Raw genomic sequence first — 22,367 nt, forward strand, 5'->3', positions numbered from 1 at the left:
CGCCGGTCTCCGCTCAGCCAGCCTTGGGGCCGTCGACGCCCGGTGCCAGGCGGATGTGCAGCTCCTTGAGCTGCTTGTCGCTCACCGCCGACGGCGCGTGCATCATCAGGTCCTCGGCCTTCTGCGTCATCGGGAAGGCGATCACCTCGCGGATGTTCGGCTCGTCGGCGAGCAGCATCACGATGCGGTCGACGCCCGGGGCCGAGCCACCGTGCGGCGGCGCGCCGAACTTGAAGGCGTTGATCATACCCGCGAAGTTGGTGTCGACATCGGCCTGCGTGTAGCCGGCGATCTCGAACGCCTTGTACATGATCTCCGGCTTGTGGTTCCGGATCGCGCCCGAGGACAGCTCGATGCCGTTGCAGACGATGTCATACTGATAGGCGAGGATGTCGAGCGGATCCTTGGTCTCCAGCGCCTCCAGCTCGCCCTGCGGCATCGAGAAGGGGTTGTGGCTGAAGTCGACCTTCTTCGCGTCCTCGTCATATTCGAACATCGGGAAGTCGACGATCCAGCAGAACTCGAAGCGCTTCTTGTCGATCAGTTCCAGCTGGTCGGCGACGCGGGTGCGCGCCAAGCCGGCGAGCTTGGCGGCCTGCGCTTCCTTGCCGGCGGCGAAGAAGATGCCGTCGTTGGGGCCCAGGCCCATGGCTTCCGCCATCGCCTTCATGCCGTCCTGGCCATGGTTGTTGGCGATCGGGCCGCCGAACACGCCGTCCTTCTGCGTCGCATAGCCAAGGCCCGGGAAGCCTTCGCTCTGCGCCCAGCTGTTCATGTCGTCGAAGAACTTGCGGCTCTTCTCATGCGTGCCCGGCGCCGGGATCGCACGGACGACGTCGCCGCCCTCGACGATCGAGGCGAAGCGGCCGAAGCCCGAACCCTTGAAGAAGTCCGACACGTCGGTGATCACCAGCGGGTTGCGCAGGTCCGGCTTGTCGTTGCCGTATTTGAGCATCGATTCGCGGTACGGAATGCGCTTGAACGGCAGCGCGCTGACGCTGCGGCCCATGCCCTCCCAGTCGGCGAATTCCTCGAACACACCGTGCAGCACCGGCTCGATCGCGGCGAACACGTCGTCCTGGGTGACGAAGCTCATCTCGAAATCGAGCTGGTAGAATTCACCCGGGCTGCGATCGGCGCGGGCGTCCTCGTCGCGGAAGCAGGGCGCGATCTGAAAATAGCGGTCGAAGCCGGCGACCATCAGCAGCTGCTTGAACATCTGCGGTGCCTGCGGCAGCGCGTAGAACTTGCCCGGATGGACCCGGCTGGGGACGAGATAGTCGCGCGCGCCCTCGGGGCTCGACGCGGTGAGGATCGGCGTCTGGAACTCGGTGAAGCCCTGGTCGATCATCCGGCGGCGCAGCGACGCGATCACGTTCGAGCGCAGCAGGATGTTCTTGTGGACCTTCTCGCGGCGCAGATCGAGATAGCGGTTCCGCAGGCGGATCTCTTCCGGATATTCCTGGTCGCCGAACACCGGCATCGGCAGGTCGGCGGCGGCCGACTGGACGGTCACCTCGGCGGCGCGGACCTCGATCTCGCCGGTCGGCAGGTTCGGGTTCACCACGCTGGCGTCGCGCGCAACGACCGTGCCGGTGACGGTGATCACCGATTCGGAGCGCAGCGACTCGATCGCTTCGAAGGCCGGGCCGCTTGCGTCGGTGACGATCTGGGTGATGCCGTAATGGTCGCGCAGGTCGACGAACACCAGGTCGCCATGGTCGCGCTTGCGGTGCACCCAGCCCGACAGGCGGACGGTTTGCCCGACGTCCGCGGAGCGGAGCTGGGCGCAGGTGTGGGTGCGATAGGCGTGCATGTTGCGGTTCTTCTCACCTTGTCGTCATCGCCGCCCGGTGGGGCGGTGCCGGAACGGGCCGGCGCGACGATATTGAAACACTATGACCGCGCGCATTCCGGTCACACCCCACTTTTGTCAACCCGAAGACCGGTATATGGGCATGCGATGCACATTCATGGTCTGATCGAAGACAGCGTCACCCTCGCCGAACTCTGCAAACGCCTCGCGAAGTCCGACTTCATCACAGTCGACACCGAGTTCATGCGCGAAAACAGCTACTGGCCCGAGCTCTGCCTGATCCAGGTGGCGAACGACAAGGAGGCCGCGGCGATCGATCCGATGGCCCCGAACCTCGACATGGGCCCCCTGCTCGAGCTGATGGTCAACAACGAGGACGTGCTGAAGGTCTTCCACGCCGGCGGCCAGGACATCGAGATCGTCTACAACCTAACCGGCAAGACCCCGCACCCGATGTTCGACACCCAGGTCGCCGCGATGGCGCTCGGCCAGGGCGAGCAGATCGGCTATTCCAACCTTGTCGACACCTATCTCGGCATCGTCGTCGACAAGGGCGCTCGCTTCACCGACTGGGCGCGCCGCCCGCTGGACAAGCGCCAGATCGACTATGCCATCGCCGACGTGACGCACCTCTCCGCAATCTTCCCCAAGATGCTCGAGAAGCTCCGCAAGTCCGGCCGCGGCGTGTGGCTGGACCAGGAGATGGAGCGGATCTCCGACCCCGAAAACTATCGCAACGATCCCGACCAGGTGTGGCAGCGCGTCCGCATCAACAGCCGCAAGCCCGAAGTGCTCGGCCGCCTCAAGGCGCTGGCCCGCTGGCGGGAGCTGGAGGCGCAGGGCAAGGACCTGCCGCGCGGCCGCATCGTCAAGGACGAGACGCTGGCCGACATCGCCGCCAACCCGCCGCGCAAGCAGGCCGACCTCGCCAAGGTCCGCGGCCTCTCCGCCGCCTGGGCGGGCAACGACATCGGCGGGCGGATGATGGCGGCCATTGCCGAATCGAAGCCGATGCCGGCGGACGAGATGCCGGGTCGCGAGGAGCGCAAGCCCTCGCTCGGCAAGGACGGCGCGCTGGTCGCCGATCTGCTCAAGCTGCTGCTCAAGATCCGCGCCAAGGAAGTGAATGTGGCCCCCCGTCTGCTCGCGCGGTCGGAGGATCTCGAGGCGCTGGCTTCCGGGGTCCGCAAGGACCTGCCGATCCTGGAGGGCTGGCGCTACGAACAGTTCGGCCGCGATGCGCTGGCGCTGGTCGAAGGCCAGCTCGGCTTTGCGGTGCGCAACGGCAAGCTCAAGATGACCCGCACCGAGGACCCGGCATGATCCGTGCCCTCGCCCTGCTCGCGCTTGCCGGCGCCGCCGCCGGCTGCGCGCCGCAGAAGAAGGCCGAGCCGCTGCCCGCAATGGTCGAATGCGACGCCAACCGCATCCAGGACCTCAAGGGCAAGCAGCGCTCGCCCGCGATCGAGGCCGATGCGCTCGCCCGCTCGGGCGCCAAGCGCGTCCGCTGGGTAGAGCCGGGCTCGGCGGTGACGATGGACTTCCGCGTCGACCGGCTGAACCTCCATGTCGACGCAAGCGGCACCATCACCGACGCCCGCTGCGGCTGAGGCCCCTCAGCGAACCGCCCGGCCCGCCGCAAGCGCGCGCTCCCGCGCCTCGCGGTGGTCGATGCGCTTGGGCGGATAGGCGGCGGGACGGCATCCCGCCGCATCCGGATCGTGGATCACGCTATCGGGCAGCTTGGCGAGCTCCGGCACCCATTGCCGGATATAGCCCGCCGCATCGAACTTCTCGGACTGGGTGAGCGGTGCCATCACCCGGCTCCACTGGCTCGAATCGACACCCGAGCCCGAGACCCATTGCCAGTTGACCGCGTTGTTGCCGTAATCGGCGTCGACCAGCGTGTCCCAGAACCAGCGCTCGCCCTCGCGCCAGTCGATCAGCAGGTGCTTGATCAGGAAGCTCGCCGCGATCATCCGCACGCGATTGTGCATCCAGCCGCTCGTCCAGAGCTGGCGCATGCCCGCGTCGACGATCGGGTAGCCGGTCTGCCCGCGCTGCCAGGCGCGGAGATCGGCCTTGGCTTCTCGACCGCTCCGCCATTCGAGCTTGTCGAAGGCGGGGCGACCGTTCTTCGCGGCATAATCGGGAAACTGGCAGATCAGGTTCTGGGTGAAGTCCCGCCAGCCCAGCTCGCGCAGATATTCCTCGACCTGCCCGCCTGCATCCTCGACCGCGTGCCAGACCTGCGCCGGCGAGACCTCGCCGAAATGGAGGTGCGGCGACAGGCGCGAGCTGCCTTCGATAGAGGGCAGGTTGCGGGTGTCGTCATAGCGCGCGGCATGCTCCTGGAAGCGTTGCAGCCGCTTATGGGCGCCGGCCTCGCCGGGCGTCCATTCCTCGCGGAAGCCCGCGGCCCAATCCGGCGCGGTCGGGAGCAGGTCCCAGTCTTCCAGCTTGTCGCTCTTCGGCCATTTGGACGGCGCGTGGATCTTCTGCGGCACCCGTAGCGGCGGCGCCGGCGGCAAGCGCTCGCGCAACGCGCGCCAGAAGGGCGTGAAGATCTTGTAAGGCTTGCCCGCGCCGGTCGTCACCGCGCCTGGGGGGAGCAGGTAATTGCCGTCGTGGCAGCAGAGCGTGAGCCGCTGCGCCACCGCCCGCTCGGCATTGCGCCACCAGGGCTCGTAATGGCGGATGCAGTGGACGGTCGTGGCGCCCGTCTCCTCGGCGAGCCGCGCGAGTTCCTCGTCGCTCTTCCCCCGGCGGAGGATCAGCCGCGAACCCTTGTCGCGCAGGGCCGCGTCGAGTGCATCAAGGCTGTGGTGCAGCCACCAGCGCGAAGCACCGCCCATCGCGCGGTGCTTCGCCGTCTCGTCGTCGAGCACATAGACCGGGATGACCGCCCCCTCCTCCACTGCAGCGGCGAGCGCGGGTTGATCGGCAAGGCGGAGGTCGCGGCGGAACCAGAGCAGGACGGGTGCGGTCATAGGCGCACAAACGCGCAAGTCTCGGCGAAGGCGACCTGTCCGCTGGAACAGGGGGCATGGACCCGATCCGCGCGGGCGGGCGTTACGCTTCCGTCATCAATCGAGGGGCTCCCATGGCATTCAAATCGGCGGCGATGGTCGTCAACACCAAGTCCCGCCACGGCCAGGATTGGTTCGACCGCGCCTGCGCCCGGTTCGGGGAACAAGACATGCCGGTCGACGCGCATGCAGTCGAGGATCCCGACCGGCTGGAGACGGTGCTGGACGAGGTGCTTGCGAAAAAGCCCGAGCTGGTGATCCTGGGGGGCGGCGACGGCACGGTCAGCGGGCTCGTCGACAAGCTGGTCGGCAAGGGCGTGACGCTGGGCGTGCTGCCGCTCGGCACCGCCAACAGCTTTGCGCGGTCGCTAGGCATTCCGCTCGACGTCGACGGCGCCATCGATGCAATCCTCCAGGGGCGACCCAAGCGGATCGACCTCGGCATGATCGACGACGATTATTATGCCAGCACCGCCGCGATCGGCCTGTCGCCGCAGATCGCCGAGACCGTGCCGCACAACGCCAAGCGCTGGTTCGGACGGATGGGCTATCTCAGCTGGGCGGCGCTGCAGTTCGTGAAGTTCAAGCCGTTCACGGTGATCGTCGGCGAGGGTGCCGAGGCCAAGCGCCTGCGCGCGGTGGAGGTGCGGATCTCGAACGGGCCGTTCCATGGCGGCACCGAGTTGGTCGACGAGGCCGGGGTCGCCTCGGGCGAGATCGTCGTGCAGGTGGTGAAGGGCCCGACCAAGTCACGGCTGGTGCGCAACTGGGCAGCCTCGGTGCTGCGGCTGGAGGCGCGCAAGGAGGATACGGTGACGTTCCGCGGGCAATCGTTGCGGGTGGCTACCGAGCCGTCGCTGCCGATCTCGATCGACGGCGAGGTGCTGGCCAAGACGCCGGTGACGGCGACGGTGGCAGCGGCGGTGATCGACGTGATGGTGCCGCACGCGGCGGAGTAGCCTGGTAGAGTCACCCTCACCCTTCCGCCGCTTCGCGGCTCCCTCCCTCTCCCGCAGGCGGGAGAGGGACCAGAACCCCTCTCCCGCCTGCGGGAGAGGGAGGGGCCCATCGCGCTAGCGATGGGAGGGTGAGGGTCAGTCGGGCTAGAACTTACCCCAACCGCGCCAGCGCCGCCGAAAGCCGCTCGGCTTCCGCAGCCTTCTCGGCATGATCCGCCCGCGCCTTCTCGACCGCCTCGGGCTTGGCCCGCTCGACGAAGCTCGGATTGCCGAGCCGCCCGGCAAGCCCGTCGCGCTCCTTCTCGGCCGCCGCGATCGCCTTGGTGAGGCGCGCACGCTCGGCTTCCAGATCTACCACGTCGCCCAGCGGCATCACGAAGGTAGCCTCGTCCACCACCAGCTGCAGCGCACCGCCGCTGGGGGCATCGCCCTGCGCCTGGTCGACGCGACCAAGCCGGGCCAGCGCCGCCTCCTGCCGCGCCAGACGGGCAACGGTCTCCGCAGACGCATCGCGGATGTGCAGCGCCAGCCGCGCGCCCGGCGGCACGTTGAGTTCGGTCCGCGCCGCACGGATCTCGCTCACCAGCCGGATCAGCCAGTCGATCTCCTGCGCCGCCGACGGATCGAGCGCGCGGGCATCGGCCATCGGCCAGTGCGCGACGATCAGGTCATGGTCGCGCGGGCCCATCTTCGACCACAGCTCTTCGGTGATGAAGGGCATGAACGGGTGGAGCATGACGAGGATCTGGTCGAGCGCCCAGCCGGCGACGGCACGGGTCTCTTCCGCGTCCGCAGCAGCGACGCCCTCGCCCTGCAGCACCGGCTTGATCAGCTCGAGATACCAATCGCAGAAGCGGCTCCACACGAACTGGTAGATGCTGTTCGCCGCCTCGTCGAAGCGCAGGTCGGCCAGCGCCAGGTCCAGCGCTTGCACCGTCGCGATGGTTTCCGCGATGATCCAGCGGTTTACGGCCAGTTCCGCCGTCGGCGCCTCAAGATGCTTGCTCGCGGCAATGCCATTGGACTGGCAGAAGCGCGCCGCGTTCCACAGCTTGGTCGCGAAGTTGCGATAGCCCTCGAGCCGCTTCTCATCCATCTTGATGTCGCGGCCCTGGCTCTCCATCGCCGCCATGAAGAAGCGCAGCGCATCGGCGCCGTATTTGTCGATCATGCCCAGCGGGTCGACCGTGTTGCCCTTGGACTTGGACATCTTCTGGCCATCCGCGGCGCGGACAAGACCGTGCAGATACAGGGTCTTGAACGGCACTTCCTTCATGAAGTGCAAACCCTGCATCATCATCCGCGCATCCCAGAAGAACAGGATGTCGAAGCCGGAAATGAGCACATCGTTCGAATAGCGGCCGCCGAGCGTGGGGTCGCTATTCTCGGGCCAGCCGAGCGTCGCGAACGGCCACAGCGCCGAGGAGAACCAGGTGTCGAGCACATCGGGATCGCGGGTGAGCGCAACGCCCTCGCCCGCCTGCGCCTGTGCCTCTTCCTCGGTTTCGGCGACATAGGCCTTGCCGTCGGCATCGAACCACGCCGGGATGCGATGCCCCCACCAGAGCTGGCGGCTGACGCACCAGGGCTGGATGTTCTCCATCCAGTTGAAGTACGTCTTTTCCCAGCTCTTCGGCACGATCCTGGTCGCGCCCGAGCGGACCGCCTCGATCGCCGGCTTGGCGAGCCTCGCGGCATCGACATACCACTGATCGGTCAGCCACGGCTCGATCACCTGGCCCGAACGGTCGCCATAGGGCGTCTGGATCGTGCGCGGCTCTGCGTCGTGCTCGGCGCCTTCCTTGTCGACGAAGGGCACGAGGAAGCCCTCGTCCTTCAGCCGCGCAACGATCGTCTTGCGCGCCTCGAAGCGGTCGAGCCCGATCAGTTCGGCCGGCACCAGCCCGTCCTGGGTCTGACAGATCGCCGCCTTGGCATCGAGCATGTTGAGCATCTCGCCGGCCTTGATGCCGGCGCGAACACCCACTTCGAAGTCGTTGAAATCATGGCCCGGCGTGATCTTCACCGCACCCGAGCCGAGCGCCGGATCGGCATGCTCGTCGCCGACGATCGGGATCAGCCGGCCGGTGATCGGCAGCTTGACCTGCTTGCCGATCAGCGCCTTGTAGCGCTCGTCCTCGGGGTGCACGGCAACCGCCATGTCGGCCAGCATCGTCTCGGGCCGCGTCGTCGCGACCTGGATGAAGCCCGAGCCGTCCGCCAGCGGATAGCGCAAATGCCAGAAATTGCCGCGGACTTCCTTGGTCTCGACCTCGAGATCCGAGATCGCGGTGCCGAGGCCCGGGTCCCAGTTCACCAGCCGCTTGTCGCGATAGAGCAGCCCCTGGCGGTGGAGCTCGACAAACACCTTGAGGACGGCCTTGGAGAAGCCCTCGTCCATGGTGAAGCGCTCGTTGGCCCAGTCCATCGAGCAGCCGAGCCGGCGCAGCTGGCGGGTGATCTGGCCGCCGCTCTCGGCTTTCCACTCCCATACCTTGTCGACGAACGCCTCGCGGGTGAAGTCGGTACGCTTCTGCCCGGCGGCGTTGAGCTGGCGCTCGACCACCATCTGCGTCGCGATGCCGGCATGGTCGGTGCCGACCACCCAGCGCGCGTCCTTGCCCTTCAGCCGCGCATGGCGGACGAGGATGTCCTGCAGCGTGTTGTCGAGCGCGTGGCCGATGTGCAGGCTGCCCGTCACGTTGGGCGGCGGGTTGACGATCGTCCAGGGCTCGGCGCCCTGGCGCTCGGGGCGGAACAGGCCTTCGTCTTCCCAATGGGCATACCAGCGGGCTTCGATGTCGGCGGGGTCGAAGGTCTTGGGGAGTTCGGTCATGATGACAGGGGCTTTAGCGTCGCCCCTGCCCCGCGCACAACCCTTGGCGCTGAAAGCTCAGCTGAGGTTGCTGAGCACCTTGTCGACCCGGTCCAGCGTGAACGGCTTGGAGAGCACCGGCCGGTCGCGATGCGAATGGGCGATGCTGTCGTCGGCGCCGCCAGTCGCGAGCACGAAGGGAATGCCGAGTTCGGCAAGCTTGTCGGCGATCGGCCAGCTCTGCTCGCCGCCACGCAGGTTGACGTCGAGGATCGCGGCATCGATGCCCCCGGCACCAATCCGGTCGAGCGCTTCGGCGACATTGTCGGCCGTGCCCGCCGGCACGCGATCCAATGCATCAAGAAAATCCTCGAGCATCATCGCGATCAACGGCTCGTCTTCGACGATGAGAATGTTACGCGGACCCTGCATGCTACCCCCTTTGCAGGAAAATGGTTTCGTGCCAAGCACTTATTTGACCACCAAGATCTCCTGAACCGCTTCTGCAAGTTGTTGCACGGAAAAGGGTTTTGGGAGAAAGGCGACATTGTCGAGATCGATCGAACGGCGCAATTGTTCCTCCGCATAGCCGGACATGAACAGGATCGGCAGGTCGGGCCAGCGCTCGCGCACCTTGCGCGCCATGCTGGGGCCATCCATCACCGGCATCACCACGTCGGAAACCAACAGATCCGGCTTCTCCATCGTCTCGATCGTTTCAAGCGCGACCTCGCCATTTTCGGCGGTGACCACCGAGTAGCCCTGCCGCGTCAGCGCACGTTCGGCGATCGCCCGAACCATGTCCTCGTCCTCGACGACGAGGATCGTGCCCGTGCCCCACAGATCGGCGGGCTTTTCCTTGACCACCGGCAGCTTCGCCACCGTCGCCTCGGGCGCGGTATGCACCGGCAGGTAGATGGTGAACGCCGCCCCGCCGCCGGGATTGTTCTCCGCGAAGATATAGCCGCCCGACTGCTTGATGATGCCGTAGACGGTCGACAGGCCCAGCCCCGTGCCCTTGCCCACTTCCTTGGTGGTGAAGAAAGGCTCCCAGATCTTGGGCAGGATTTCGGGCGGGATGCCGGTGCCGGTGTCCGAGATGCGCAGTGCGGTATAGTCGCCCACCGGCAGCACGTCGTCGTCCATGCGCCGGACGTCTGCGGACGAGACCGCCAGCGTCTCGATCGTCAGCGAGCCGCCGCCGCTGGGATTCTTGCTGATCATCGAATCGCGCGCGTTGACCGCGAGGTTGACCACCACCTGCTCGAGCTGCCCCGGATCGGCGCGCACCGGCCCCAGGTTGCGACCGTGCTTAACGTCGAGCGACACCGTTTCGCCGAGCAGCCGCTTGAGCAGGTTGGACACTTCGGAGATGATGTCCGGCAACTGCAGCACCTGCGGCCGCAGCGTCTGCTGGCGCGAAAAGGCAAGCAGCTGCCGGGTCAGGCTGGCAGCACGGTTCGAATTGGCGCGGATCTGCTGGATGTCGTCATAATCGCTGTCGCCGGGCGAGTGGCGCATCAGCATCAAGTCGCAATGCCCGATGATCGCGGTGAGGATGTTGTTGAAATCGTGCGCCACGCCGCCGGCGAGCTGGCCCACCGCCTGCATCTTGGTCGCCTGCGCGATCTGGCGCTTGAGCTTGCCCTCCTCGCCCGAGTCCCGCAGGCTCAGCAGCACCGCCGCGTCGCCCAGCCCGCGCGCGCCGGCGATGGTGATCGCCACCGGCTCTTCCGAGGCGTCCTTCAGCCGGACCGTGATCTCGAGCGACTGCGGCGCGCCGCCGGCGAAGCGGCGAACGGCATCGGCCAGCGTCGCCTTGTCCTCGCGAACCACCAGGTCGCCCGGATAGAGCGGCGGCGCTGCAGGATGCACCCGGGCGGTGCGGACGAACGCCTCGTTCATCGTCAGGAAGCGGCCGTCGCGGTCGATCAGCGCGAGGCCGGTCGGGAGCAGCGAGATCAGCGCGTGGACATGCCCCGCGGCGCTGCCGGCGAGCGCGGGCGCCGCGATCGCCGTAGGCTCCTCGTCGAGCAGCGCCACCAGCAGCGGCGCCTCATCGCCTTCGAGAAACGGGATCTGCAGCACGCGCAGCGGCGTGCCCTCGATGCCCTCGCGCTCGAAGCGCACCTGGCCGATCGAGTCCGTGATCAGCAGCCCGGCAAAATCGCGCCCGTCGGCGATCGCATCGGCGCTGCCGAGCGCGCGGTGGCGAAACACGCGGTTGGCCGAACGGATGCGGCCGTCGGGCGCCACCAGCACCACCATCACCCCCGCGCCGCCCAATCGATCGCCCGTCGGGCCCGCGAGCAGCCCCTGCACCTGCACCGCCAGGTCGAGCGCGTGGATACCGATGAACCGCCACACCAGCGATTCGTCGCCGACGCGGACGACTCGCACCGCCACCTGCGCGCCGAACACCTGGACGTCGCTGCAGCGGCTCTCGCCGTCGCGCCAGGCGGCGCGGGCGCAGGCGCCAAGCGCGCGCTCACCCTCGTCGCCGATCGGCAGATTGGGCGGGGTTGGCCAGCCGCCGAACAGCGCCTCGTAGCGCGGATTGGCGCAGACCAGCCGGCCGCTGCGGTCGGTCACCGCCAGCGCATCGTCGCTGGCCGAAGCGAGCGCATGGGCGATCGCCCAGTCGGTATAGCGTTCGATGCTGGTCGTGGGCGATCGGAACAGCCGCCCCATTGCGAGCATCATGCCGGCCGCGAGCAGCGCCGCGGCGAGGAAGCCCATCGCAATCGCGTGATCGTTGAGGCTGGTGAGGATGACGCCAGCCGCGGCGACGCCGGTGACCACCACGGCCACGATCGGCAGCAGCAGCGACGGCTTGGGCAGTTCGGCGTCGGGCAGACTAGCCATCGTTCACCGATGTTCCGTCCCCGCGCCAGCGTCAAGCGCCGATCGCGTCACCTTGGATGCTGCGTTGCGTTACATCAAGCTGCCGCACGCAGGCTCAGCCGCCGACGCCGCTTGCGGAGAATCCACCAGCGCCAGGCCAGACCGCTACCGAAATAGCCCAGAATGGCGAGCGCAACCGCGAGCGTGACCAGCCCGGTTAGCAATGCGGGCCCGCCGTTATGCAGCAACCAATCGAGCCACGCCGACGCGTTGCCCTCGAACACCTCTCCCCCCACGCGAACTCCGAGCATCCAGCTGCCGAGGCCATAGGCTGCGATCCAGAGCGGCGGCGTGGTGAAGGGGTTGGTGAGAAAGGTGGTTGCCGCCGCAGCCGGAATGTTGGCGCGCAGCGGCAGCGCGAGGACGGCCGAGGCGGGGATCTGCCCCATCGGCACCAGGATCCCGGTCAGCATGCCGAGCGCCACGCCACGCGGAACCGAACGCCGCGTGAACCGCCACAGCGATGCATGCATCACCCGCCCGGCAATGGGCTTCAGCCAGCGATTGGTCTCGATCGACTCCCTGCTAGGGATCGCCCTGGCCGCCAGACGTTGCAGGCGCCCCGGTCGCACGCCGTCAGCCGCGGTCGCGGAGGATGCGCGACTGTTCGCGCTTCCAGTCGCGTTCCTTGATGGTCTCGCGCTTGTCATGCGTCTTCTTGCCCTTCGCCAGTGCCAGTTCGACCTTCGCACGCCCCTTGGCGTTGAAATAGACCGACAGCGGGACCAGCGTCATGCCCTCGCGCGCGACGGCGCCATGCAGCTTGTTTATCTGGCGCTCGTTGAGGAGCAGTTTACGCGGCCGCTTGGGCTCATGGTTGAAGCGATTGCCGTGGCTGAATTCGGGAATGTTGGCGTTGACCAGCCATACCGCGTCGCTCTTGATCTCGGCATAGGCCTCGGCGATCGAGCCCTCGCCGAAGCGCAGCGACTTCACCTCGGTGCCGGTGAGCACCAGGCCAGCCTCATAGACCTGCTCGATGAAATAGTCGAAACGCGCGCGCCGGTTCTCGGCGACGGTCTTTACCTTGTCGAATTCCTGGGGACGTGGACGGGCCATAAGACCGCGGGATGTAGGGACGCATAGCCCGGAGCGCCAGCCGTTTGTTGGCGCTCCGGTCCGAAGCTCAGAGGAGCCCGGCGAATTCCAGTGCGGCGTCGACCGCCTTGCGGCTGGCCTCCCCCGCCTCGGTCATCGGCAGGCGGAGTTCCTGCGGGAAGCCCGGGCGCACCCGGCCCATCGCATACTTGACCGGCCCCGGTGAGGCATCGGTGAACATCGCGATGTGGAGCGGGTAGAGCCTGTCATGCAGTTCGAGCGCCTTTTTGGTGTCTCCCGCCGCCCAGGCCGCCTGGAACTCGGCGCACAGCTTGGGCGCGACATTGGCCGTCACCGACACGCAGCCGACGCCCCCCATCGCGTTGAACGCCAGCGCGGTCTCGTCATTGCCCGAGAGCTGAACGAAGCCGGTGCCGCAGCCCGCGCGCTGCTCGGAGACGCGGCCAAGGTTGCCGGTCGCGTCCTTCACGCCGACGAAGGTCTCCGGATACGCCTTTACGATCCGCGCCATGGTGGCGGGCTGGATGTCGGTCACGGTACGGCCGGGCACGTTGTAGAGCACGATCGGCAAGTCGGTCGCCTCGGCCACCGCGGCGAAGTGGCGGAAGATGCCTTCCTGGCTCGGACGGTTGTAGTAGGGCGGCACCATCAGCGCGGCGTCCGCGCCGGCATCCGTGGCGGCACGGACGTTGTCGATAGCCACCTTGGTGTCGTTGGAGCCGGCGCCCGCGAGGATCTTCACCCGGCCTTTCGCCTGATCGGCACAGACCCGCACGATGTGGAAATGCTCGTCCTTGGGCATGGTCGCGGCCTCGCCGGTGGTGCCGCAGGGCACCAGCGCCGACGAGCCTTCGGTAATCTGCCATTCGACGAGCGCGCGGAAATCCTCCTCCGCGAACGCGCCGCTGCGGAACGGCGTCACGAGCGCAGGGATCGATCCAGAAAACATCGCGCGGAATCATCCTCTTTTTTCGGTAGAAACGGGGTGGCAGATACGGGCGGATCTCCTATCATGTCCAGATGGTCGGTACGGTACTCAAAGGCGCGTTGGTGTTCGCCGGTGTTTCGGGACTGGCGGCCTCCTCGCAGGTAACCCCTGCGATGCTGGCGGCCCTGGCGGGCGGCTTCGTGCCGCAGGCCCAGGCGCAATATGATCCGGTGAGCACGGCGCTGGTCGAATGGAAGCGCCTGCAGCAATCGGACAATTACGCCTTTTCCGACTATGCCAATTTCCTGCTCGCCCATCCCGGCTGGCCGGGCGAGAAGAGCCGCCGCGCGGCCGCCGAGACGATCCTCGACAGCGGCGCGACGATGCCGGACCTCGCCGTTCGCTTCTTCACCCGCTTTCCGCCGATCACCCCCGCCGGACGCCTGCGCTATGCCGAGGCGCTCGCCGCCACCGGCCGCCGCGCCGAGGGGGAGGACCAGGCCCGTCGTGCTTGGCGCGCCGGCATCCTGCGCACGACCGACGAGAGCAAGCTGCTGGCGTCCTTCGGCACCGCGCTCCGTCCCGCTGACCATGACGCGCGCGAGGATATGCTGCTCTGGCAGGGCGCGACCAGCATCGCGACGCGGCAGCTCGTCTATACCTCGCCCGAGCTGCGCCCGGTGTTCGACGCGCGGATCGCCTATCGTACCAATGCCTATGACGCGGCGACCAAGGCCAGCCTGGCGGAGGCGCGCGGCGGCGCCGACCATGGCTATATTGCCGATCGCGCGCGCTGGCTCGGGCAGACCGGCCAGACCCAGCTCATGCGCTCCTATCTCGCCCAGCCGCGCCGCATGGCGGGCTTCCCGGGCGATCCGGAGAAATGGTACGAGGTACTGCTCTCGGCCGCGCGCGGCGCGCTGGCGGACGGGCAGTACGACCTCGCCTATCGCATCGCTTCGCAGGTAGACGACGCCTTCCCCTCGGGCACCGACGTCAGCGAGCTCTCGCTCGGGGTGCGCGACGATTATACCAGCCTCACCTGGCTCGCCGGAACGGTGGCGCTCTACAATCTCGGGCGGCCCAGCGATGCCGTGGGCATGTTCGCGCGCTACGGCCATGGCTCGAAGACGCCGGGCACGCAGTCCAAAGGCCTGTACTGGGCCGGTCGCGCCGCCGAGGCCGCCGGAAACGCGACCAGCGCGCGCACCTATTATGCGAGTGCGAGCGGTTTCCCGGACCTGTTCTACGGCCAGCTCGCGGTCGAGCGCCTTGGCCAGCCGCTGCGGGGGCCGCGCGACCTCACCGGCAAGACCGCGTCGCCCGGTGCGCGCGAGGCCTTTTACCGCGGCGAGCTGGTCCGCGCCGCGCAGTTGCTCGGCCAGATGGGCAATCGCAGCGACCAGAGCCTGTTCCTCCGCAAGATCGCAGAGGATGCGACGACCGAGGACGACCATCTCCTCGCCGCCGATCTCAGCCGCACGTTGGGCCGCCCGGACCTGGGCGTGATGGTCGGCCGCAGCGCGCTCCAGAACGGCCTGTCCGACTATAGCGCCGCCGGCTACCCGTCGGTGAAGGTGCCCGAGGGGCAGCGTGATTACTGGACGATCATTCACGCGATTGCGCGCCAGGAAAGCCAGTTCAACCGCGACGCGGTCAGCCGCGCTGGCGCCCGCGGCCTGATGCAGCTGATGCCCGGCACCGCTCGCGAGACGGCGACCAAGCTCGGCATGGGCTATGATCCCGGCGCGCTCAACGCCGATACCGATTACAACATCCAGCTCGGCTCCAGCTATTTTCAGCGGATGCTGACTTATTATGGCGGCTGCTATCCGCTGGCGGTGGCGGCGTACAATGCCGGGCCGGGCAATGTGAACAAATGGCTCAACGCCTATGGCGACCCGCGCCTGCCCGGCGGCGACATGGTCCGCTGGATCGAGCAGATCCCGATCTTCGAGACCAAGAACTATGTCCAGCGCGTGCTGGAGAACGCCGTGGTCTACGACCTGATGAACCCGTCCTATGCGCGCAGCAAGGGTACGGCGAACCTCAGCTGGTATCTGGGCAAGAGCCGGCCGGGCTGATAGCGCGGGCCGATCATGAACGATCGCCCCAACTATATCACTCCCGCCGGCTATGCCGCGCTCAAGGCCGAATATGACCAGCTGTTCGGGCAGGAACGCCCCAAGCTGGTCGAGACGATTTCCTGGGCGGCGGGCAATGGCGATCGCTCGGAGAACGGCGATTACATCTACGGCCGCAAGCGCCTGCGCGAAATCGATCGGCGGCTGGGCTTCCTCGCCCGGCGGATGAAAGCGGCCAAGGTGGTCGATCCTACGCGGCAGGAGGATCGCAGCGGCGTGTTTTTCGGCGCCTGCGTGACCATTGCCGACGAGGACGACAACCACCGTACCCTCACGCTGGTCGGCGACGACGAGGCCGATGCCGCCAAGGGGCTGGTCGGCTGGAACGCGCCGCTTGCGCGGGCACTGCGCGGCGCGCGCGTCGGCGATCTCCGCCGCGTGACCCTGCCCGCGGGCGAGCGCGAATATGAAGTGATGGCGATAACCTATCCCTGACGCGCCGGGGTCTGCCGGGTTTGCGGCGGACCGTTCCCCTGCCCCGCTTCCCCTCTGTCCCAGACTGCTACAGGTAATCGCAGCCCGACATCATGGGCGTGTACAAAGGGAGCATATGGCGCAGCAGCGAATCCTGGTTTCGGGACGGGTACAGGGGGTCGGCTATCGCGACTGGGTCGTTCGCACGGCACAGCGTGGCGGGCTCACCGGTTGGGTACGCAATCTGCGTGACGGACGCGTGGAGATTCTCGCTGCGGGGGAAGACACCGCGCTCGGCCTGTTCGTCGAGGCCTGCCGCGAAGGCCCGCCCATGGCGCGGGTGGAGCATGTCGACAGCGAGGCAGTGCCCGAGGACAAGGCGCACAAGGGCTTCACCAAGCGATTCACCGCCTGATCCGCGGGATCAGGGTTCGGCCAGCGCGCTGCAATCACCGCCGCGCTGGCCGAACATCGGGGTTTCGGTACCCAGTTCCGCTGCCGGGCTCTTGCCGATCCGATAGCGCACGGCATGGCCGTCGCCGGCATCCGCGTCGACCAGCCAGGCATCGACGCCGTCCACCTTCGCACTGCCGACGACCTTGAGCGTGAAGCGCCCCAGCCCCTTGTCATACTGGAAGAACGGCAGCTCGTACGTTTGCCCGTCAGCCAGCGGCAGCGCCGCAAAGGTCAAACCCCAGAGATTGCCGTCCCATACCGCGTCCGGAGCGGAGATCTGCGTCTCGGCCTTGTCCGGCCGCGCCACCTGGATCTCCGCCCCATCGTAGCGGACGCGGACATGCTCCACCCCGTTGCGGCGGCTGTCCATGCGGAGCGGGCGGAGATCGCTACGTCGCAGCACGAAATGATCGCGCATGTCGAACTTGCCGTCGCCGACGCGCTGGTGGACGATGATGTCCCAGACGGGGGTGCTCCCGTCCATCGCGGCACGGACGCGCTGCCAGGTCTGGCCGATCGGCTTGTCGGCGCGGGTCAGCGCGTAGCAGGCACTGCCTTCACGGAGCCGTGATCCATCGGGCACCGCTACGTCCGGCAACGGCATGGCGGCGATCAGCATCAGTGCAAGCATCGTACGGCTCCCCTCTGGTACAGGGCCGTACTATAGCAGCAATACACCGCAGAAAAGCAAGCGCCGGATCAAGCCTCTGGGGCTCGACCCGGCGCGTTCAGTATCAGCGCGTCAGCTTCTTGTACGACAGCGCGGTCGGACGATCCGCGGCATCGCCCAGGCGGCGGCGCTTGTCTTCCTCATAGGCTTCGAAATTGCCCTCGAACCATTCGACATGGCTGTTGCCTTCGAAGGCGAGGATGTGGGTGGCGAGACGATCGAGGAAGAAGCGATCGTGGCTGATCACCACGGCGCAGCCCGCGAAATTCTCGATCGCCTCTTCCAGCGCGCCCAGCGTTTCCACGTCGAGATCGTTGGTCGGCTCGTCGAGCAGCAGCACGTTGCCGCCGCGCTTCAGCATCTTGGCGATGTTGACGCGGTTGCGCTCACCGCCCGAAAGCTTGCCGACGATCTTCTGCTGGTCCGCGCCCTTGAAGTTGAACGCGCCGACATAAGCACGCGTCGACTGGTCGTGGCCGTTGATCTTCATGTAATCGAGACCGTCGGAGATTTCCTGCCAGACGTTCTTGCTGTCGTCGAGGTGATCGCGGCTCTGGTCGACATAGCCGAGGCGCACGGTCGAGCCGATGTCGATCTCGCCGGTGTCCGGCGTTTCCTGGCCGGTGATCAGCTTGAACAGCGTCGACTTGCCCGCGCCGTTCGGCCCGATCACGCCGACGATGCCGCCCGGCGGCAGCATGAACGAGAGATTCTCGAACAGCAGCTTGTCGCCGTACGCCTTGGAGATGTTCTTGGCCTCGATCACCTTGCCGCCCAGGCGCTCGGGCACCTGGATGACGATCTGGGCCTTGCCCGGCGTGCGGTTCTCCTGGCTGGCGACCAGCTGTTCGAACTTGGCGATACGCGCCTTGGACTTGGTCTGGCGGGCCTTGGCGCCCTGCCGGATCCAGGCAAGCTCGTCCTGGATTGCCTTCTGGCGACCCGAGGCCTCGCGGTCCTCCTGCTCCAGGCGCTTGCCCTTCTTCTCCAGGTAGGTCGAGTAATTGCCCTCGTACGGGAAATACTTGCCGCGATCGATCTCGAGGATCCATTCGACGACATTGTCGAGGAAGTAGCGGTCGTGGGTGATCATCAGCACCGCGCCGGCATATTCCTTGAGGTGATTTTCCAGCCAGTTGACGCTTTCGGCGTCGAGATGGTTGGTCGGCTCGTCGAGCAGCAGGATCGACGGCTTCTGGATCAGCAGGCGGGTCAGCGCGATGCGGCGCTTTTCACCACCCGAGAGGTTCTCGACCGGCCAGTCGGACGGCGGGCAGCGCAATGCCTCCATCGCGATCTCGAGCTGGTTGTCGAGGCTCCAGCCATCGACCGCGTCGATCTTGGCCTGGAGATCGCCCATCTCCTCCATCAGCGCGTCGAAATCGGTATCGTCCTTGGGATCGCCCATCTCCGCCGAAATGGCGTTGAAGCGATCGACCATGTCCGCCGTCTCACGCGCGCCGTCCTTGACGTTCTCGAGCACGTTCTTGGTCGGATCGAGCTGCGGCTCCTGGGGCAGATAGCCGACGGTGATGTTCTCGCCCGGCCAAGCCTCGCCCGAGAAATCCTTGTCGATGCCCGCCATGATCTTCATGAGCGTCGACTTGCCCGCGCCGTTCGGACCGACGATGCCGATCTTGGCGCCCTGGTAGAATTGCAGGTTGATGTTGTTGAGCACCGGCTTGGGGGCGCCGGGGAAGGTTTTGGTCATGTCCTTCATGACGAAGGCGTACTGCGCAGCCACGGTGGCGGATCTCCGTTGCGAGAATTCTGGATGCTGGAAAGACGCGTGGCATGTAGCGATGCGGGCGCGGATTGGCAACGCGGGGGTTGGCGGAGGTTCTAAGCCCCTCCCCTTCAGGGGAGGGGTTGGGGTGGGGCTGTGTCTCGCGGAGACCAGCCTCTGTTCTGGAATCCCTCCACCCCAACCCCTCCTCCGAGGAGGAGGGGCTAAGTAATGGAAACGCTTCATCCCCCATTGCAATCGTTCCACCGCTGGTTAGCATCCGCAGCATGACAAAGCGCCTCCTGCTCGCGGCCGCTGCCGCGCTCGCCCTTCCCTTTCCCGCTCTCGCGCAGACCGCCGCCCAAGTGGCGAAGGTGCGCGACGCCGCGCTGCAGGACGATGTCGCCTGGGACGTGGTGGAGGGCCTCACCACCGAGATCGGCCAGCGCCTCGCCGCCACCGAGGCCGAGGCACGCGCCCGCGCCTGGGGCGTCAAGAAGCTGACCGCGCTCGGCTTCCAGAACGTCCATGTCGAGACCTATCGCATGCCGGTATGGGTGCGCGGCGCGGAAACCGCTGAGGTGCTCGGCGGCTCGGCACAGAAGCTGACGATCGCCGCGCTTGGCTATTCGGGCTCGACCGGCGCGCAGCCGCTCGAAGCCGAGATCGTCTATTTCGCTTCGCTGGCCGAGCTCCAGGCCGCGCCCGCGGGCAGCCTCAAGGGCAAGATCGCCTTTATCGACCATGCGATGGTGCCTACGCAGGACGGCTCGCAGTACGGCTATTACGGCGCCGTCCGCCGCGCCGGCCCGAGCATCGCGGCGACCAAGGGTGCCGCCGCGGTGCTGATCCGCTCGATCGGCACCGACCATCACCGTAACCCGCACACCGGCGTCACCACCTGGGCCAAGGGCGTCTCGCCGATCGCCGCCGCTGCGCTGTCCGTACCCGATGCCGAGCAGCTGGTGCGCCTCGTCAAGCGCGGCCCGGTCAAGCTGCGGCTGAGCGTAACGCCGCAGTTCAAGGGCGAGGCCGAGTCCGGCAACGTCGTCGCCGACATCCCCGGCAGCGATCCGAGCGCCGGCATCATCGTCGTCGGCGGCCATCTCGACAGCTGGGACCTCGGCACCGGCGCAATCGACGATGCCTCGGGCGTAGCGATCACCACCGCCGCCGCGCTCCAGGCCGCCAAGCTCGGTCAGCCGCGCCGCACGATCCGCGTCGTCTGGTTCGGCGCGGAGGAAGTCGGCGGCTTCGGGGGTGCCGCCTATGCCAAGGCGCATGTCAAGGAGCGCCATGTGCTCGCGATGGAATCGGATTTCGGCGCCGATCGCGTCTGGAAGTTCGAGACCAACCTGCCCGAGGGCGCCAAGCCGATCGCCGACCGGCTGGAGACCGCGCTCTATCCGCTGGGCATCGAGCGCGGCCGCGGCACCGCGCATGGCGGTACCGATGTGGAGGGCATCCTGGCGCTCGGCGTCGGCACGATCGGGCTCAACCAGGACGGGCTGCGCTATTTCGACCTGCACCACACGCCCGACGATACGCTCGACAAGATCGATCCCGCGCAGCTCCGCCAGAACGTCGCCGCCTGGGCATCGATGCTGGCGATCGCGGCGAACGCACCGGAGAACATTGCCGCCGTTCCCGCCGAAAAGGGCGAGTGACGGCAGGTCCCGAAATCGGGCAGAAACATGGCAAAGTCACGGCGATGCGACATATTTGCGTTTGACGCGTTGCTCGCCGTGCCCCATGCAGCGGGCTTGACGCGCAGCCCCTTTCGGCTGCGCAACGGATTTGTACGTAGGAGCACCCGGATGACCAAGCTTCGCCTGATGGCCGCGGCAGCCCTGCTGACGCCGCTTGCGGCATGCGGCGGCAGCGAAGGCAATCTGTCCGACGGCGCGAACGTCGCGCCGGAGGCCAATGCGATGATCTACCAGAACGACGCCGAGGATCGCGCCAATGCCGAGGCCGATGCGATGATCGGCAACGCCGCGCCGGACAACGGTGCCGATGTGCCGGCCGCCAACGCGCAGTAAGCCTGCACGAACCGTCAGATCAGGGGCGTCCCTTCGGGGGCGCCCCTTTTTCGTGGCTCAGTAGCCGGCTTCGATCGCCATGCGCACGGCATCCGCCGCGGTGCGCACGCCCAGCGCCCGGAACATCGCCGCGCGGTGCATCTTGATCGTCCGCTCGGTCAGGCCGAGGTCGTAGGCGATCTGCTTGTTGAGCTTGCCCGCTGCCATCGCGATCAGCACCGCGCGCTGGCGCGGTGACAGTCCATCGATCTTCTCGCGTGCGATCGTGGCGCGGTGCGCGGTGCCTTCCTTCGGCCCCTCGACCTCCATCTGCGAGCCGAGGAAATATTCAAGCTCGCCATCCTCGCCGAAGATGGGCGCGACCAGCACCGCGTTGCGGAACGGCGTGCCGTCCTTCTTGTAGTTGAGGATCTCCACCATCACCGGGCGCTTCTCGCGCACGCCGGCGCTCAGGGCTTCGCTGAGCCAGGGCTCGGTCTTGTCGCCCGAGAGGAAGCGGCAGTTGCGGCCGAGAATCTCGTCGCGCTGATAGCCGGTCAGCGCAATGAAGGCATCGTTGCAATCGACAATTGGATTGTCGGGCAGTCGGGGGTTGCTGAGCACCGCGGCGACGGCGCTTCCGGCGATCATGTCGGCTAGTGGCATTGGTCGGCTTTCCGCATCCTTTTGGGGCCGCAAATCTGCATACCCTTTTGTCCATGTTCCCGGTTTCACCCGGGTTCCTCATGTGGAGGACACTCGACGCCGGCGTGCCACGCAAATGCTGCCGGTGAAACAAAAGGTAGGCCCGATGAACTTCTTCTGCAACGATATAGAACGGGCCGACAACGAAACCGGCGCCGAATTGGTCCCCGACGAAGTGCAGGAAGCGGTTCGTACCCTGCTGCGCTGGGTCGGCGAGGATCCCGAGCGCGAGGGCCTGCGCGATACGCCGTTGCGCCATGCCAAGGCCTGGCGCGAATATTGCGCGGGCTATGACGAGGATCCCGGCATGCACCTCGCCCGCACCTTCGAGGAAGTGGCCGGCTATGACGAGATCGTGCTGCTGAAGGACATCCCGTTCCAGTCGCATTGCGAGCACCATCTCGCGCCGATCACCGGCAAGGCCTCGATCGCCTATCTGCCCAAGGACCGCGTGGTCGGCATTTCCAAGCTCGCCCGCGTGCTCCACGGCTATGCCCGGCGCCTGCAGATCCAGGAGCGGCTGACTGCCGAGGTCGCCCAGGCGATCTGGACGCATCTGAAGCCCGCCGGCGTCGCGGTGGTGATCGAGGCCCAGCATGGCTGCATGACCGGGCGCGGGGTGAAAACCCATGGCGTCGGCATGGTCACCAGCCGGATGCTGGGCTGCTTCCTCGAGGATCGCAGCAGCCGCGCCGAGCTGATGTCGCTGATGGGCTATTGA

The 22,367-nt window shown here is 66.9% G+C and carries 20 protein-coding genes; 9 read left to right on the forward strand and 11 right to left on the reverse strand.

Annotation, left to right across the window (positions count from 1 at the left end):
* Window positions 1–13: 13 nt before the first annotated feature.
* Window positions 14–1,816 carry an aspartate--tRNA ligase gene (gene aspS / locus BM009_RS00350; protein WP_093292642.1) on the reverse strand — a complete coding sequence of 601 codons (1,803 nt, stop codon included), beginning with the start codon at window positions 1,814–1,816 and terminating at the stop codon, window positions 14–16.
* 147 nt (window positions 1,817–1,963) lie between these two features.
* Between aspS and rnd the strand changes: the two genes are divergently transcribed.
* Both rnd and BM009_RS00360 read left to right on the forward strand, forming a co-directional pair.
* On the forward strand, window positions 1,964–3,139 hold the full coding sequence (gene rnd, locus BM009_RS00355) for a ribonuclease D (RefSeq protein WP_093292644.1): 1,176 nt from the start codon (window positions 1,964–1,966) through the stop codon (window positions 3,137–3,139).
* A complete protein-coding gene (locus tag BM009_RS00360) occupies window positions 3,136–3,426 on the forward strand; it encodes an I78 family peptidase inhibitor (RefSeq protein WP_093292646.1) in 291 nt (96 codons plus the stop codon). The genes rnd and BM009_RS00360 overlap by 4 nt, the downstream gene beginning before the upstream one ends.
* 6 nt (window positions 3,427–3,432) lie before the next feature.
* Here BM009_RS00360 and BM009_RS00365 read toward each other — a convergent pair whose 3' ends face one another.
* Window positions 3,433–4,806: a cryptochrome/photolyase family protein gene (locus tag BM009_RS00365; protein WP_093292648.1), complete on the reverse strand. Its 1,374-nt coding sequence runs from the start codon at window positions 4,804–4,806 to the stop codon at window positions 3,433–3,435.
* A 113-nt stretch (window positions 4,807–4,919) separates the two neighbouring features.
* On the opposite strand from BM009_RS00365, the gene BM009_RS00370 reads away from it, so the two are divergent.
* A complete protein-coding gene (locus BM009_RS00370; protein WP_093292650.1) occupies window positions 4,920–5,804 on the forward strand; it encodes a diacylglycerol/lipid kinase family protein in 885 nt (294 codons plus the stop codon).
* 151 nt (window positions 5,805–5,955) lie between these two features.
* Here BM009_RS00370 and BM009_RS00375 read toward each other — a convergent pair whose 3' ends face one another.
* From BM009_RS00375 to dapA, 6 genes are all read right to left on the reverse strand, one after another.
* Window positions 5,956–8,640, reverse strand: coding sequence for a valine--tRNA ligase (locus BM009_RS00375; RefSeq protein WP_093292652.1), 2,685 nt, complete (start codon window positions 8,638–8,640; stop codon window positions 5,956–5,958).
* Between the two features lie 57 nt (window positions 8,641–8,697).
* A complete protein-coding gene (locus BM009_RS00380; protein WP_093292654.1) occupies window positions 8,698–9,051 on the reverse strand; it encodes a response regulator in 354 nt (117 codons plus the stop codon).
* A gap of 39 nt (window positions 9,052–9,090) precedes the next feature.
* Window positions 9,091–11,484: a hybrid sensor histidine kinase/response regulator gene (locus BM009_RS00385; protein ID WP_093292656.1), complete on the reverse strand. Its 2,394-nt coding sequence runs from the start codon at window positions 11,482–11,484 to the stop codon at window positions 9,091–9,093.
* A gap of 74 nt (window positions 11,485–11,558) precedes the next feature.
* Window positions 11,559–12,173 (reverse strand): DUF2062 domain-containing protein, encoded by a 615-nt coding sequence (locus tag BM009_RS00390; protein WP_093292658.1) that lies wholly within the window; start codon window positions 12,171–12,173, stop codon window positions 11,559–11,561.
* Window positions 12,100–12,582 carry an SsrA-binding protein SmpB gene (gene smpB, locus BM009_RS00395; protein WP_093292660.1) on the reverse strand — a complete coding sequence of 161 codons (483 nt, stop codon included), beginning with the start codon at window positions 12,580–12,582 and terminating at the stop codon, window positions 12,100–12,102. The genes BM009_RS00390 and smpB overlap by 74 nt, the downstream gene beginning before the upstream one ends.
* 67 nt (window positions 12,583–12,649) lie before the next feature.
* Window positions 12,650–13,531 carry a 4-hydroxy-tetrahydrodipicolinate synthase gene (gene dapA, locus BM009_RS00400; protein ID WP_093292662.1) on the reverse strand — a complete coding sequence of 294 codons (882 nt, stop codon included), beginning with the start codon at window positions 13,529–13,531 and terminating at the stop codon, window positions 12,650–12,652.
* A gap of 101 nt (window positions 13,532–13,632) precedes the next feature.
* Between dapA and BM009_RS00405 the strand changes: the two genes are divergently transcribed.
* The 3 genes from BM009_RS00405 to BM009_RS00415 all read left to right on the forward strand — a co-directional run bounded on the left by BM009_RS00405 (window position 13,633) and on the right by BM009_RS00415 (window position 16,483).
* Window positions 13,633–15,594 carry a lytic transglycosylase domain-containing protein gene (locus BM009_RS00405; protein ID WP_254772090.1) on the forward strand — a complete coding sequence of 654 codons (1,962 nt, stop codon included), beginning with the start codon at window positions 13,633–13,635 and terminating at the stop codon, window positions 15,592–15,594.
* A 15-nt stretch (window positions 15,595–15,609) separates the two neighbouring features.
* Window positions 15,610–16,089 (forward strand): transcription elongation factor GreB, encoded by a 480-nt coding sequence (greB, locus tag BM009_RS00410; RefSeq protein WP_093292666.1) that lies wholly within the window; start codon window positions 15,610–15,612, stop codon window positions 16,087–16,089.
* A gap of 115 nt (window positions 16,090–16,204) precedes the next feature.
* Window positions 16,205–16,483 (forward strand): acylphosphatase, encoded by a 279-nt coding sequence (locus BM009_RS00415; RefSeq protein WP_093292668.1) that lies wholly within the window; start codon window positions 16,205–16,207, stop codon window positions 16,481–16,483.
* A gap of 9 nt (window positions 16,484–16,492) precedes the next feature.
* Here the strand turns inward: BM009_RS00415 and BM009_RS00420 are convergent, their stop codons facing one another.
* Window positions 16,493–17,155 carry a DUF3108 domain-containing protein gene (locus BM009_RS00420; RefSeq protein ID WP_093292670.1) on the reverse strand — a complete coding sequence of 221 codons (663 nt, stop codon included), beginning with the start codon at window positions 17,153–17,155 and terminating at the stop codon, window positions 16,493–16,495.
* A 103-nt stretch (window positions 17,156–17,258) separates the two neighbouring features.
* A complete protein-coding gene (gene ettA / locus BM009_RS00425; protein WP_093292672.1) occupies window positions 17,259–18,938 on the reverse strand; it encodes an energy-dependent translational throttle protein EttA in 1,680 nt (559 codons plus the stop codon).
* A gap of 269 nt (window positions 18,939–19,207) precedes the next feature.
* Here ettA and BM009_RS00430 point away from each other — a divergent pair, with 269 nt between their 5' ends.
* Window positions 19,208–20,587 (forward strand): M20/M25/M40 family metallo-hydrolase, encoded by a 1,380-nt coding sequence (locus BM009_RS00430; RefSeq protein ID WP_093292674.1) that lies wholly within the window; start codon window positions 19,208–19,210, stop codon window positions 20,585–20,587.
* 150 nt (window positions 20,588–20,737) lie between these two features.
* Window positions 20,738–20,962 (forward strand): hypothetical protein, encoded by a 225-nt coding sequence (locus BM009_RS00435; protein ID WP_093292676.1) that lies wholly within the window; start codon window positions 20,738–20,740, stop codon window positions 20,960–20,962.
* Between the two features lie 57 nt (window positions 20,963–21,019).
* On the opposite strand, the gene BM009_RS00440 is transcribed toward BM009_RS00435, so the two are convergent.
* The gene (locus tag BM009_RS00440; RefSeq protein WP_175487842.1) at window positions 21,020–21,607 is read right to left on the reverse strand and encodes a PAS domain-containing protein; all 588 of its coding nucleotides are present in this window, start codon (window positions 21,605–21,607) and stop codon (window positions 21,020–21,022) included.
* Window positions 21,608–21,752: 145 nt separating this feature from the next.
* Here BM009_RS00440 and folE point away from each other — a divergent pair, with 145 nt between their 5' ends.
* Complete coding sequence (folE, locus tag BM009_RS00445) at window positions 21,753–22,367, forward strand: GTP cyclohydrolase I FolE (RefSeq protein WP_093292680.1); 615 nt, start codon at window positions 21,753–21,755, stop codon at window positions 22,365–22,367.

The sequence above is a fragment of the Sphingomonas sp. NFR04 genome (assembly GCF_900114095.1).
Taxonomy (GTDB): Bacteria; Pseudomonadota; Alphaproteobacteria; order Sphingomonadales; family Sphingomonadaceae; genus Sphingomonas.

What these genes read in the sequence shown, in the direction of transcription:
- aspS (WP_093292642.1), bottom strand. Translation starts at nt 1,816, where the DNA reads ATGCACGCCTATCGCACCCACACCTGCGCCCAGCTCCGCTCCGCGGAC.
- rnd (WP_093292644.1), top strand. Translation starts at nt 1,964, where the DNA reads ATGCACATTCATGGTCTGATCGAAGACAGCGTCACCCTCGCCGAACTC.
- BM009_RS00360 (WP_093292646.1), top strand. Translation starts at nt 3,136, where the DNA reads ATGATCCGTGCCCTCGCCCTGCTCGCGCTTGCCGGCGCCGCCGCCGGC.
- BM009_RS00365 (WP_093292648.1), bottom strand. Translation starts at nt 4,806, where the DNA reads ATGACCGCACCCGTCCTGCTCTGGTTCCGCCGCGACCTCCGCCTTGCC.
- BM009_RS00370 (WP_093292650.1), top strand. Translation starts at nt 4,920, where the DNA reads ATGGCATTCAAATCGGCGGCGATGGTCGTCAACACCAAGTCCCGCCAC.
- BM009_RS00375 (WP_093292652.1), bottom strand. Translation starts at nt 8,640, where the DNA reads ATGACCGAACTCCCCAAGACCTTCGACCCCGCCGACATCGAAGCCCGC.
- BM009_RS00380 (WP_093292654.1), bottom strand. Translation starts at nt 9,051, where the DNA reads ATGCAGGGTCCGCGTAACATTCTCATCGTCGAAGACGAGCCGTTGATC.
- BM009_RS00385 (WP_093292656.1), bottom strand. Translation starts at nt 11,484, where the DNA reads ATGGCTAGTCTGCCCGACGCCGAACTGCCCAAGCCGTCGCTGCTGCTG.
- BM009_RS00390 (WP_093292658.1), bottom strand. Translation starts at nt 12,173, where the DNA reads ATGACAAGCGCGAGACCATCAAGGAACGCGACTGGAAGCGCGAACAGT.
- smpB (WP_093292660.1), bottom strand. Translation starts at nt 12,582, where the DNA reads ATGGCCCGTCCACGTCCCCAGGAATTCGACAAGGTAAAGACCGTCGCC.
- dapA (WP_093292662.1), bottom strand. Translation starts at nt 13,531, where the DNA reads ATGTTTTCTGGATCGATCCCTGCGCTCGTGACGCCGTTCCGCAGCGGC.
- greB (WP_093292666.1), top strand. Translation starts at nt 15,610, where the DNA reads ATGAACGATCGCCCCAACTATATCACTCCCGCCGGCTATGCCGCGCTC.
- BM009_RS00415 (WP_093292668.1), top strand. Translation starts at nt 16,205, where the DNA reads ATGGCGCAGCAGCGAATCCTGGTTTCGGGACGGGTACAGGGGGTCGGC.
- BM009_RS00420 (WP_093292670.1), bottom strand. Translation starts at nt 17,155, where the DNA reads ATGCTTGCACTGATGCTGATCGCCGCCATGCCGTTGCCGGACGTAGCG.
- BM009_RS00430 (WP_093292674.1), top strand. Translation starts at nt 19,208, where the DNA reads ATGACAAAGCGCCTCCTGCTCGCGGCCGCTGCCGCGCTCGCCCTTCCC.
- BM009_RS00435 (WP_093292676.1), top strand. Translation starts at nt 20,738, where the DNA reads ATGACCAAGCTTCGCCTGATGGCCGCGGCAGCCCTGCTGACGCCGCTT.
- BM009_RS00440 (WP_175487842.1), bottom strand. Translation starts at nt 21,607, where the DNA reads ATGCCACTAGCCGACATGATCGCCGGAAGCGCCGTCGCCGCGGTGCTC.
- folE (WP_093292680.1), top strand. Translation starts at nt 21,753, where the DNA reads ATGAACTTCTTCTGCAACGATATAGAACGGGCCGACAACGAAACCGGC.